Annotated in this window: 9 protein-coding genes and 1 pseudogene; 7 read left to right on the top strand and 3 right to left on the bottom strand. The window is 42.4% G+C overall.

Annotated elements, in window-relative coordinates:
* The first annotated feature begins 84 nt into the window (after positions 1-84).
* Positions 85-2,111, top strand: a pseudogene (gene metG, locus QUE24_RS13840) (methionine--tRNA ligase).
* A gap of 66 nt (positions 2,112-2,177) precedes the next feature.
* On the opposite strand, the gene QUE24_RS13835 reads toward metG, so the two are convergent.
* The 3 genes from QUE24_RS13835 to QUE24_RS13825 all read right to left on the bottom strand — a co-directional run bounded on the left by QUE24_RS13835 (position 2,178) and on the right by QUE24_RS13825 (position 6,093).
* Positions 2,178-2,588, bottom strand: coding sequence for a pilin (locus tag QUE24_RS13835; protein WP_286304382.1), 411 nt, complete (start codon positions 2,586-2,588; stop codon positions 2,178-2,180).
* Between the two features lie 220 nt (positions 2,589-2,808).
* Positions 2,809-4,242 (bottom strand): PglL family O-oligosaccharyltransferase, encoded by a 1,434-nt coding sequence (locus tag QUE24_RS13830; RefSeq protein WP_286304381.1) that lies wholly within the window; start codon positions 4,240-4,242, stop codon positions 2,809-2,811.
* 258 nt (positions 4,243-4,500) lie between these two features.
* Positions 4,501-6,093 (bottom strand): tetratricopeptide repeat protein, encoded by a 1,593-nt coding sequence (locus QUE24_RS13825; protein WP_286304380.1) that lies wholly within the window; start codon positions 6,091-6,093, stop codon positions 4,501-4,503.
* Positions 6,094-6,238: 145 nt separating this feature from the next.
* Between QUE24_RS13825 and QUE24_RS13820 the strand changes: the two genes are divergently transcribed.
* The 6 genes from QUE24_RS13820 (at position 6,239) to QUE24_RS13795 (ending at position 13,536) form a co-directional block, all read left to right on the top strand.
* Entirely contained in the window at positions 6,239-7,258 is a 1,020-nt protein-coding gene (locus QUE24_RS13820; RefSeq protein ID WP_286304379.1) for a metal-dependent hydrolase, read from the top strand.
* A 66-nt stretch (positions 7,259-7,324) separates the two neighbouring features.
* A complete protein-coding gene (locus tag QUE24_RS13815) occupies positions 7,325-8,941 on the top strand; it encodes a protein adenylyltransferase SelO (protein WP_286304378.1) in 1,617 nt (538 codons plus the stop codon).
* A gap of 21 nt (positions 8,942-8,962) precedes the next feature.
* Positions 8,963-10,087 (top strand): PQQ-dependent sugar dehydrogenase, encoded by a 1,125-nt coding sequence (locus tag QUE24_RS13810; protein ID WP_286304377.1) that lies wholly within the window; start codon positions 8,963-8,965, stop codon positions 10,085-10,087.
* 83 nt (positions 10,088-10,170) lie between these two features.
* The gene (locus QUE24_RS13805) at positions 10,171-10,689 is read left to right on the top strand and encodes a sigma-70 family RNA polymerase sigma factor (protein ID WP_286304376.1); all 519 of its coding nucleotides are present in this window, start codon (positions 10,171-10,173) and stop codon (positions 10,687-10,689) included.
* A gap of 1 nt (position 10,690) precedes the next feature.
* Positions 10,691-11,674, top strand: coding sequence for a FecR domain-containing protein (locus QUE24_RS13800; RefSeq protein ID WP_286304375.1), 984 nt, complete (start codon positions 10,691-10,693; stop codon positions 11,672-11,674).
* A gap of 77 nt (positions 11,675-11,751) precedes the next feature.
* On the top strand, positions 11,752-13,536 hold the full coding sequence (locus QUE24_RS13795) for a TonB-dependent receptor (protein WP_286304374.1): 1,785 nt from the start codon (positions 11,752-11,754) through the stop codon (positions 13,534-13,536).

Below are 13,536 nucleotides of genomic sequence, written 5' to 3'. Positions count from 1 at the left end.
AGAGAAAGCCGATGTTTACATGGTGTAAACACCCTAATTCTGGTATCTTTTATGGCTTTTATCACAGTTAATTTCGGTTCACTCATGCAAAGAAAAATTCTGGTCACCAGCGCTCTTCCCTACGCCAATGGTTCAATTCATCTGGGCCACATGGTGGAATACATCCAAACTGACGTCTGGGTTCGTTTCCAGAAAATGCGTGGCAATCAATGTTATTACGTCTGCGCAGATGATGCGCATGGCACACCGATTATGCTGCGTGCTCAAAATGAAGGCATCACACCTGAACAACTCATCAGCGATGTGAGCAAAGAGCACCAAGCCGACTTTGCTGAGTTCAATATCGGTTTTGATAACTTTCATAGTACTCACAGTGATGAAAACCGGGCATTAGCCAGCCAGATCTACCTTGCTAACCGTGATGCCGGTCATATAGAAGCCAGAACTATCAGCCAGGCCTACGATCCTGAAAAAGAAATGTTTCTGCCGGATCGTTTCATTCGCGGTGAATGCCCGAAATGTGGCGCAGCGGATCAATATGGCGATAACTGCGAAGTATGCGGTGCTACTTATGAACCCACTGAACTCAAAAACCCTGTATCAGCGGTTTCTGGTGCTACGCCCATTACCAAAGAATCAGAGCATTATTTTTTCAAGCTCGGTAACTTTGAAAAAACATTAAAAGAATGGACTAATAGCGACCATCTACAGCCTGAAGTCACACATAAACTCAGCGAATGGTTTGATAGTGGTTTGCAAGACTGGGACATTTCACGTGATGCCCCCTACTTCGGTTTTGAAATTCCAGATACGGATAATAAATTCTTTTACGTATGGATGGATGCACCGATTGGTTATTTAGCCAGTTTCAAAAACTTCTGTGATCGTACAGGTGTGGATTTTGATGAGTTTATGAAGCCCGGCAACAACACTGAGATGGTGCACTTCATTGGTAAAGATATTATCTATTTCCACGCCCTATTCTGGCCTGCCATGTTAGAAGGCGCGGGTTTCCGTCAGCCGGATAATATCTATGCGCATGGGTTCCTGACTGTCGATGGCAAAAAAATGTCGAAATCTCGGGGTACCTTCATTAAAGCACGTACCTATTTGAATCATCTGGATCCAGAATATTTACGTTATTATTTTGCAGCCAAACTTGGCAGTGGTATCGATGATATTGACTTAAGCCTGGAGGACTTCCAAACCCGAATTAATGCTGACTTGGTCGGTAAAGTCGTTAATATTGCCAGCCGCTGTGCCGGTTACCTGAGCAAAAAATGTGATGGTCAGTTAAGTGACACATTAGCTGATTCGGCCTTGTTTGATAACTTTGTTAATCAAGCCGAGGCGGTAGCTGAACGCTATGAAAAGCGTGAGTTTGGCCAGGCCATGCGTGAAATTATGGCTTTAGCTGATCGGGCTAACCAATACATCGACGAAATGAAACCTTGGGCTTTGGCAAAAGAAGAAGGCAAAGAACAAGAAGTCCAGGCTATTTACAGCATGGGTGTTAATTTATTCCGTGTATTGATCGCTTATTTAAAACCAGTATTGCCAAAAACAGCTGAACAAGCTGAAGCCTTCCTCAATATCGAAGCATTGAATTGGGCTGATATCGCTTCACCACTTTTAGGTCATGCCATTAATAAATTTACACCACTGATGACACGTATCGAAAAAGAAAAAATCGATGCCATCATTGATGAATCGAAAGAAAATATGACAGAAACAAAACCAGCAGAGAAACAAACAGCAGGCAATACGAATATTGACCCCATAGCCGATGAAATCCAGTTTGATGACTTCGCTAAGATTGATTTACGCATTGCCAGAATCGTCAATGCTGAACATGTAGAAGGGGCAGATAAACTACTTAAACTGACCTTGGATATTGGCTTAGGTGAGCGTCAGGTGTTTGCAGGCATTAAATCAGCCTATTCTCCAGAAGACCTTATCGGTAAATTAACCGTGATGGTCGCCAATCTAGCACCACGTAAAATGCGTTTTGGTTTATCAGAAGGGATGGTCTTGGCTGCTGGACCAGGGGGAAAGATTTGTTTATCTTGAATCCTGATGATGGTGCTCAACCGGGAATGAAAGTGAAATAACTTCATTTAGTACAGACGAAAAAAAGCCCGGCATTGCAGGGCTTTTTTTCAGATAGTTGATACAGTTTATGGGCAAAGGATTGGATCACTTGTTTGACAAGTTCCACCAATTGTCCATTCCACACCATTAGCATCAGGAGTCAGTATATATGTAGGGTTGTTAGGTGTAGTGTTTGTAAAACCTTGTGGTGTTACTGTAATAGCACCGTTAGTTACATCAACAGATGCAACAAAGTCAGTAGTTCGACTGACAGGAACACCATTACTTCCGTCGTTACAACCAGCAGTTCCACCGCGTGTTTGTACACATACAGCAACGGCTGTTTTATATCCATTCGCTACTGAGACTACTTCAGAATACTGTGCTCTTTGTGTATAGTCTTGATAAGCGGGCAATGCAATCGCGGCTAATATACCAATGATTGCTACTACAATCATCAGCTCGATTAAAGTAAAACCTTGTTGGACTTTTTTCATTTTTTATCTCCATATTTCTGATTTAAGCACTTAGCTTCATCAAGACTAATACAGTTATTGTGCCATGTATAAATACCCAATACTTTCAAACGCTTACCAATATAGAAGCAACACCAGATATTTCACGCATGGTACATAATGTCAATAAGTGACAATCTGTGTCACCTATCTGAGCATGTTGCTAAATATTTATTCAAACCGCCATTCCATGGATACACTTTTAATGCTTTTTCAGCGACAGTACAGCTTTGTTTTTTTCGGCTAGAGCCTCATAACCGTTGATCACATCTTCAAATAACTTTAAGTTTGGAGTCGTATCCAGTTGTTGCTGCAACTGTTCAATCATTTGGCTAATTTTCTGTTTATCGCCATTTTTAATCGCGTGGTAAAGCACGCTACGGTTCGCCATCGCTCTGGCATCAGCTTGAAAATAAGGATTTATCAATGCCTGCTGAAGTGGCTTATCAGTTGAGCGACCATAGACATAATCAGTGATATCTTTTTGTGCCGAGGCTGTTTGTAATAAAAATATTAATGAAGTAAGGCCAAATACAAATGTAATACCCCGAATAGAAAGCTTTGCCATCTGACTAAGTTGATTACTTTTATCAGTAGATATGGCTTTTAGTGCAACAAAAATAAGAAATAACCACACGAACCAGTGTAATGATGAAATATAAAATGGCAGTTCAAGCATGTTATGCATAGATATAGGTAACAACAATGAAAAATAGGCGAAACTTGTTAACCCATAAAACCTTGCTACAGACGATAGTGTTGAAACTAACGCTATCAGAATACCAATAACGGCTATCACACCACCCTCAATCGCCCACATCAAAATTTCATTGTGTGGGTGGCCAAGCGTGTATGGCATATGCTCAACATTTGGATACTTTGGATACAACTCAGCTGAATGATTTAACCACTCACTTTTATAACTCCCGATACCATGCCCAAAAACAGGTGATGATTGAATGGAATCCAGAGCAGCACCATAGATAACCACCCTAGCTTCTGAGTTGTTTGCCTTAACTAAGCCATATGTCTTATCAACAGTTTTATTCAAGCCAGACGGACCAGAAAACAATACATATGATGTTACTGAGCCCACTGACAACAAGACAATCACGCCAAGGAGTTTTGTTTTATTTTTCCTTAGTGTTTTTGCCAATCCTATAGTGAGGAAAATCACCCCCAATGCTAAAGAAAGTAACCCAATTCTAGAGCCCGATGATACTAAGACATAGGTACTCAATGTCATAGATACATAGAGAAGTGCTTGGATTGTTTTTTTTGTATTTTCTAGTGATGTAAACAGTAGATAAATAGCAATTAATACTGTTGTAGCTAGATAGCTAGCTGTCACATTCACCTGTTGGAAAATCGTCGTAGGCAATAGAGTTTTGGTGCTTGTTATCAAGTTTTCGTCACTAGCTTGCAAGGGGTGTATTTGAACTATTCCATACAGAGAAATGAGCAAACCCGATAGAACGATAAAAAACAACCCCCGCTCAACAGACAAGCTTTTGAACTGAAACAAACCAAATAGAAAAATAACACCAGCAAGGATGTATAAAACTCTAAACAACCATGTCACAGGCTCAACCACACCTGCTATGACAGCCGATAATAAAATGCCGGCTGGCAGCATCAACAGGTAAAGATAATTTTTGGGTAAGGTGATGGTGTCACTACTGGAAACATGCCAGAGCATAAACCCAATAACCAACGTTGCAGCCAACCAGACCGTAATATTAAAAGGTAAGTCAAACCCGGTACCGCCTATACTCGACGTAATATAGAAAGGCGAAACAACAAAAAGTAAAAACAGAAGACCTTCAAGGATTCTGCTAGGTGATAGTAGTTGTTTTTGCATTGCGCAATATCCTTTTGGCTTTATTTATTCAATTCACATTGGCTTCAAATCAAACGCAATACAAATACGTTCTTCATCTGAGCTGAATGGAATGGTGCGATGGAAACAGGATGAGGGAAACATCACCAGGTCGCCGACTTCCGGGGCAATGGTTTTGGTGGGGAAATTGTCGTGTTTTTTGGGGTAGTCGTCGCCATGCGTGCTTAGCTCAATACTACCTTCATGTTCGTGCTGTTTATTTTTTGGTAATGACAAATACAGCGAACCGCTGACCCAGCCTTCTTCGTGAATATGAGAAGTGAGATGACCACCACTTTTCATTTTCACATACCAGGAGCTGGCGAACTCGGTAGTTTTAGGAAACCCTTTCACAAACTGGCAGTTTTCACCTGCAAATGTTTGACGATACCGTTCCACTGCTTGAGCGACATATTCAGCCAATTGTCGGAAGGAAGCTTCAGGGCGTTTAAATAAATTCCCAGAAGACTGCACACCGTTATAGAGTCTTCCCTGCGACTTTTCATCCACATCACAAGTATCAATATCATTCAGGAGTTGATTCAGAAATTCACTATTGTTTTTCAACTCCGGGATTTCGGTATGAAAGACAAAATCCAATGGGTTTTTACAGAAGTTGTAATCGTTCTCGGTGCCGAAGTTTTCAGCATAATGACCAGCCAGTGTGGCTAAAAATGGCGAGTTATCTTTACTGCGTTTTAATGCATCAAGCCCGTTTTTAAACTCCTCAAATTGCCCTGTTTTATACAGACAATATAAGGATCGCTCCTGCCAGTCAGCATATTGTGAGCGCTGAAAATGCTCCAAGGCACCCTGCAAATCACCACTATCATAAAGGTAAACCGCCAAACTATAGTTTGCCATCGGTAAATCAGGATTGAGTTCTAAGGCCCGTTTATAGGCAGCAACGGATTCTTCATAGCGGCCTTGATCACGTAAAACTTCACCCACACTACGATGCACATCAGCATAATTCGGGTTAAGTTCTAATGCTTTGTTATACGCAGTAATGGCTTCACCTAATTTGCCTTGGTTTTTGTAGGCTGTGCCTAGGTTGAAATAAATCTGAGCATCCGAATGAATAGTCAATGCCCGCTTGTATGAGTCGATAGCTTCTACCAACATGCCCTGCTCTTGTAAAACAACCCCCAAGTTCACTATGGCTTCATAAAAGCCAGGTTCCAGATCGATCGCTTTTTGATAATTCTGGCTTGCTTGGGGATATTGTTTTAAGGCTTGATGAGCTATGCCCATATTATAATAAGCGTCGACCAAACCAGGCTTGATACTAACGGCTTTTTTATAACTTTGAATGGCTTCTTCATGACGATTCATATTGGTCAGCAGCGCTGCCACATTAAAATGCATCTCAGCAATACTTGGATCAATTTTTATCGCTTTGCGAAAAGCGTCGACAGCCTCTTTGGTTTTATTTTGTCCCGCAAGCGCATTGCCATAGAGGTTATGTAAAACAAACGCATTGGGAAACTGCTTTAACAATTTCTTCGACATGGATTCTGCTATAGCTAACTGACCAGCGTTTAATGCATTCACAATGGGTTGAATTTCTGCTTGAGAGACTGGTCTTAAAGGGGCGTTTTTTTTCATGTTGAGCTCAGGGTCTTGAATTCAGCGGTTAGAGATATCATTTAAAGCAGTTGAATGTAGCGTAGGGAATTTCTTCCCGCAACACTTGATTAAGCATCAAATCACACAGTCATTGACTCATTTACTTTAAGGTTAAAGAAATCAGATGGATACAGTAACACAAGCTTTACTCGGTAGCGCCGTAGGATATATGGTCGCGGGCAAAAAAGCCCCACGAAAAGCGGTGTTATGGGGAGCAGCAATAGCTGTATTACCTGATTTAGATATTTTCATTCCTCATGAAAACGATTTAGCGTCCATGACTTTACATCGTAGCTGGACACATTCCTGGTTTGTACAGACAGCTGTTGCCCCTTTACTAGCCATGTTATTCCATCGTTTCGACCGTAATAAAACGTTTAGCTACCTTACATGGTTTCTCCTTACCTGGTTAGCTTTGACAACTCATTCCGCTCTTGATGGCCTCACCGTCTATGGCACACAGTTATTCTGGCCGCTCATGCCAAGCCCGGTCTCTGGCGGCAGCGTGTTTATTATCGACCCCGCTTACTCTATCCCCCTATTGATAGGTATTTTGACGGTGTTACTTTCTCCTGATAAAACATTTAGTCAAAAACTGATGCATTATGCTTTTGGCTTTAGTTGCTTATATCTGACGTGGGGAATATTTGCTCAGCAGTGGGTGGAACACGAAGCTGAAACGGCTTTCAAAGAACAAGGTATCGAGATTGACCACATGCAAGTTTCAGCAACGGCCTTTAACACGCTTTTGTGGCGAGTTATTGCTGTCAATGATGCTCATTACTACGAAGGGTTCCACTCTTTATTAGAAGGGAATCAGCCCATCATTTTGAAGACATACCCACGTGGTGCCGAACTCATCGATAAGGTAGATCATTATCCAAGCTATAAACGCATCAACTGGTTCACCCGTGGTTTATTCAAACTTGAGTTGCAAGGTAATCAAGTGATTGCTTCAGATTTACGTATGGGTATGGAGCCGAGTTATTTTTTCCGCTTTCAAATTGCCGAAAAACAACAGCAACGGTTTATGCCCGTTACGCCAAACCGGTTTCCAAGCCAGAGTTATCGACGGGATGGCGTGCGTTGGGTGTGGCAACGTATCTGGAATCCGGCTGTAGAATTCAATCCACAGCTGAATTAGATAAACGTCTATTAACAATACTTTTAACAGGTTTTCTGTATCGGCTAATTTTGATGTAATGGTGTCATGACACAGACAACTGAAACCAACTTTACTAATGGTCTGCTGAACTGGCAGTTTGATAATCAATTTGTTCAGCGTTTACCCGCCGATCCAGAAACAAAAAATTTCCGGCGACAAGTGTTGGGAGCTTGTTATTCATACGTCACACCAAGGACAGCCACATCCCCTACGCTGCTGGCTTATTCAACTGAGATGGCTCAGGAACTTGGCTTGAGTTATGAGGATTGTCAAAGTGGGTTATTTACAAACGTCTTTGTAGGCAATCAGAAACTCAGAGGCATGCAGCCTCATGCCCAATGTTATGGTGGTCACCAATTTGGCAATTGGGCTGGTCAACTGGGTGATGGTCGAGCGATCAATCTTGGTGAAATCATCGGTGAGTCGGGTCAACGTTGGAGCATACAACTTAAAGGCTCTGGTGAAACCCCTTACTCACGCTCTGCTGATGGTCTTGCTGTGTTACGTTCTTCGGTGCGAGAATTTTTATGTAGTGAAGCCATGTACCATCTTGGCGTGCCGACCACTCGTGCATTAAGCCTGATAACGACTGGTGACGAAGTCATTCGGGATATGTTTTACGATGGACGGCCACAAAGCGAACCCGGTGCTGTGGTGTGTCGGGTTGCCCCATCGTTTCTACGTCTCGGCAGTTACGAAATCTTCAGTGCCCAAAGCGATATTAAAACCTTAAAAACACTGGTTGATTACACCATCGAGTCTTTTTTCCCCCACTTAGGTGCACCAGGTAAGCAAACCTATTTAGACTGGTTCCAAGAAGTGTGTGAACGCACAGCCGATATGGTGGTGGACTGGATGCGAGTCGGTTTTGTGCATGGTGTTTTTAATACTGATAACACGTCTGTTCTTGGTCTCACCATTGACTATGGCCCTTATGGTTGGATTGATGACTACGATCCTAACTGGACCCCAAATACCACTGATGCTACCGGCAAACGTTATCGCTTTGGTGCTCAGCCACAAATTGCTCAGTGGAACCTATTACAAATGGCCAACGCTATCTATCCTTTAATAGAGGATGCTGAAGCCTTGAGAAACATTCTGAACGACTATGTCACGCTCTACACGGATAAATGGCAACAAATGCGGGCAGATAAATTAGGCTTAGCTGCGTTTAACGCAGCTGATGAAGAGTTACATCAAGAACTGAATCGTATCATGCAGCTCACCGAAACCGATATGACCCTATTCTATAGGCATTTAGCTGATGTCCGCATCGAAGATAAAGACAAAACCGATGATGAGATTCTTTCGCCTATCATGGTGGCTTTTTACTCACCGGATGCATTGACTCAAGCAGACAAAGAAGATATCGCACAATGGCTAAGAACCTATCTTGGTCGTGTTGAGGAAGACGGTATCAGCGATGACAAGCGACAGAGCAAAATGAATGCGATCAACCCGAAATATGTGTTGCGTAATTATTTGTCACAGCTGGCCATTGATAAGGCTGAGCAAGGTGATCCCAGTCTCATAAACGAACTATTAGATGTGATGCGCCATCCCTATGATGAGCAACCTCAATATGAACAATACGCTGCTAAACGCCCTGACTGGGCCAGGAACAAACCCGGCTGTTCAATGCTCTCATGTAGTTCATAGTCAATTAATAAGGAAATGACAGTGAAACTCGCCAAGACACTCTCCGCGTTTGCCCTTGTTTTCAGTAGCCAGTTTATTGCTGCAGATATCACTCGGGATAAAGACCTGACCATCGAAAAGTTAACAACAGATATTTCTCTTGGTTGGGGAATGGATTATCTGAATAACAAAACCCTACTTATTACCAGTCGCGAGGGTCAGTTATTTCAATACGATTTTGACACACACCAAACAACGGAAATCCAAGGCTTACCTGAGGATATTTTGGTAGAGGGTCAAGGCGGTCTGTTTGATGTTAAACACGCGCCAGACTTTGATAAAACAGGCTGGATTTATTTCAGTTATGCCAAAGATGTCGATGGCAAAGGCGCTACTACCCTCGCCAGAGCTAAACTGGATAACAATAAACTCATCGACTGGCAAGAATTGCTGGTGACTCAATCTCGTACAGGCAACGACGTCCATTATGGTGGTCGTATTACTTTTGATGGTCAAGGTCATATTTTCCTGTCTGTGGGTGATCGTGGTGAGCGTCCAAACGGGCAAAATTTAATGACTCATGCCGGCAGCATTTTACGATTGAATATGGATGGCACTGCAGCATCTGATAATCCATTTGTCGGTCAAGACAAGGCTCTGCCTGAAATTTGGAGCTATGGCCACCGCAATCCTCAAGGTTTATTTTATAACCAACAAACTCAACAACTGTGGGAAATTGAACATGGACCACGCGGTGGTGATGAGATCAATTTAATCGAAGCCGGTAAAAACTACGGATGGCCAGAAATTTCTTACGGCAAAGAATACTGGGCGCCACTTTCCGTCGGCCATGGCACACATCAGGATGGTATGGAACAACCAGTGAAAACCTATATTCCATCTATCGCCCCCAGCAGCCTTATTCAATATCAGAGTACCTTGTTTCCTGAATGGCAAGGTAAACTCATTTCAGGCGCACTCAGCTTACAACATTTAAATATTGTCAGCCTTAATGAGAACAATCAAGTTGTTGACGAACAGCGTTTATTAGACACGCTCTCCAGCAGAATTCGCAACGTCATTGAAGCACCCGATGGCGCTTTAATCATCAGCACTGATGCTGGTGCTGTATATCGAATTTCACCTGCAACATCCACAAAACACTAGAACGCATGAAAACATTTCCTGTTTGACAGTCATCGCGCCTTATTAAATAATGATAATAATTCACATTTACATTAAGGCCGATTTTGAGCAATCTCACCTATCAACAAGATAAGGATGTCACCGCTTTATACACAGAACATAAAAGCTGGTTACATCGTTGGTTAAAAAACAAGCTGCAATGTGATGATCTAGCTCTTGATTTAGTGCAATCCACTTTTGTCAGATTGATTCTCAAACCTGAGAAAATAACAGATTTGAAACAACCTCGTGCATATTTAACTACCATCGCACATGGTCTGCTGAATGATTACTGGCGCCGAAAACGGGTCGAACAAACTTATCTTGAAGCACTGGCTTTATATCCGGAAGAGTTCAGTCCGTCAGAAGAACATCGGGCCATTACAATAGATACATTACTGGAATTAATCGCCTTACTGGATAGTATGAAAAAGCCAGTCCGCGATACTTTTATTTTGTCTCAGTTAGAAGGTTGCACTTACCGACAAATCGCTGAAAAACTGGCCGTGTCTGAACGAACAATCAAAACCTATATGGCAGAGGCCATGTTCCAGTGCTTACGCCTTAAAAACGCCAAACCGTAAAATGCGCCCAGAAAGTCAGCTCTTGCTTGAAGATAAGGTATTACAGCAAGCCTCTCAGTGGTTTGCGATTTTACAGGGTGAAAATGTCAGTGCCGAAGAACAACAAAACTGGCGTGATTGGTTATCCCTCGATCCTGCCCATCAACTTGCTTGGGAACAGATAGAAGCGATTCAGACCGGTTTTAATCAGGCAGCAAACTCATCCACATCTCATTACGTTCTAAGGCGGACAACTGCCAAGTCAGGAACCTCTAGAACAACGTCTATTTTTAGTATCGCTATTCTGGTCATCGTCTCATTGATCACGCTGTCTGTTTTTACACTTTATCCTGTAACAAGCGATAAAACACAGTACGCAACAGCCATTGGGGAAACACGTCAGATTACACTTGCCGATGGCACTCAACTTTGGCTTAACACCAATAGTAAAGTGGAAACACAGTTCAGTGTTGATTTACGTCAAATCAATTTGCTGCAAGGTGAGGTATTCATTAGTAGTGGCCCCGATACGGCCTACCAACACCGTCCCCTGCTGGTTGATACAGAAGATGGCCGGCTCACTGCATTAGGAACACGCTTTAACGTGCAATATGACAATCAGAAAACCACGTTGAGTGTCTTCGACGGTGCAGTGAAAACAGAGCCCAACCATCAAACGACATCGACCATTACGCCCGCAGGCAAACAAACCCTATTTAATCAACAAACCATACTCAAAGATACATTACCTGTGGATCCAATCAAGGAAGCTTGGACCAAAGGCATTTTACTCGCCAATGACATACCTTTATGTGAGTTTATTGCTGAGATAAATCGTTATCAAGAGCCGGTGATAATCTGTCCAGACGAACTCAATAGCTTTCGACTCATGGGCAGTTATCCCATCAACAATATACCTAGAGTATTAACAGCGGTTGAAACGTCTCTGCCCGTTCATATCTGGCAGGTCAACAAAAAAGTATGGCGTATCGATAAAAGACATTAACTTTTTTACGATTTACTTCCCTTTTCCTTCTGCTATCCGGCATAGCTAGTAAAGACACTAAAGCAGATGAGGAAAAAATGAGAAATCAACAAAGCACAAAAGCACTATTGAACAAACGACGTAAAACTCGCCAACTATTATTAAGTTCAATTGTGCTGAGTAGTAGTTTGCTCTATCAGCCCCTTACCGTTTATGCCAACAATATTGAACAGCATTATGAAATTCAACAAGGAAATTTAGCCACTGTATTAACCCAGTTTGCCAGCCGTTCAGGTATTTTACTCTCAGCAGATGCCACCCTGACGACTGGAAAATATAGCTCAGGCTTATCTGGTGATTTCAATACTGAACAAGGCTTAGAAATAATTCTGGCCGGTACGGGATTAAGGTATATCAAATCTGCCGATAATAGCTATTATTTACAAAAAATCCCGTCGCCAAAGCAACAACAAAATGTCACGCTAGATAATCATTCTCAATCAGTGGAGTTAGATGCCTTAATGGTCATGGGCACACCACAATTTCGTTATGACAGTCGTGAAGTAAAAACAGGAGTTCGCACAGCTAAAGATATCACCGAAGTGGCCCGCAGTGTCGATATTATTCCAGAACAATTACTTTTGGATTCACAAGCACGTGAAATGGAAGATGTCTATAAGCTGGCACCTAATGTGGTCAACTCCGATGGTTATGGTGGCACACGAGAAGACTATCTGATTAGAGGATTCAGACGGCCTGCTGATATTTATCGTAATGGCGTTCGCCTCAAAACAAACAGACGTATTGATCCGGCAACTGTGGACAATATTCAAATTATCAAAGGCCCCGTGGCAGATATAGGACAAATGATGCCCGGTGGTCTTGTTAACATTATCACTAAAAAACCCCAGTTAGAGAATGAACATCATCTTTCTACCAGCTTTGATGAGCATGGTCAGCGCCGTGCAGTGTTTGACTCTACAGGGGCAATCGCTGATAGCGATAATCTGGCATACCGCGTCACCGGTTCATGGGAAGACAGTGAGACTTTTCGCGACAACTCAGATATCGACAGACGCTTTTTATCCACCTCGCTTTCTTGGTTTGGTGATCAAGGCGAATATATCAATGTAAATTATGAATACAGCAAAGAAAAACGATCATTTGACCGTGGTGTTATTACGGTTCCGCTGGCCAATGGCAAACGAACCATTGCGGATGTTTCAAGTGATACAAGCTATGATGCCGGCTTCAGCTTTAATGAAGTGGAATCCAACCTCATAGAAATTGATACCGTTTTTCCTATCAAACAAAGCGGCTGGAATATTGAGTCTAAACTGTTTTACAACAGTGAAAAAGCGGACGATACTCATGTTGAAGTAGGGGGTGTAGCAAGCGATGGAACAATAACACGAGGGGTTCAAGGCAACATAGACCGTGAGTTAAATACTTTCTTCGCTCGTTTACAGGCCCGGGGAGAATTTGATTTATTCCTGCCAATGAAGCTTGTAACGGGTGTTGAATATCACAAGCAAGACGAAGAATGGATCAACTTTGCCGGTAGCGATCAAACTGGTGGTACCGTCACCAATCCAAACAGTTATGGCTTAATCAATGATATTACGACAGCAAGTCGAGATGATCGTGATGTCAATATGAAGTCATATGGCCCCTTTGCTCAACTTGATATGAAACCATCTGATGACATCACCATCACCCTAGGCTTACGCGAAGAATTTTATTCTGCAGACTTTGAACGTCGCATACTCAGTTCCGGTGCCGTCATCACAGCAGATACTCCACGTGATAGCAAATTTACCAAAAGTGCCGGAATTGTCTGGAATGTTATTCCAGAAGTCTCTTTAATATACCTCTTATGCTGA

Source organism: Methylophaga marina, from assembly GCF_030296755.1.
Lineage (GTDB): Bacteria > Pseudomonadota > Gammaproteobacteria > Nitrosococcales > Methylophagaceae > Methylophaga > Methylophaga marina.
Note: the sequence above shows the minus strand (reverse complement) of the source record. Positions and strands in the feature narration are given on the sequence as shown.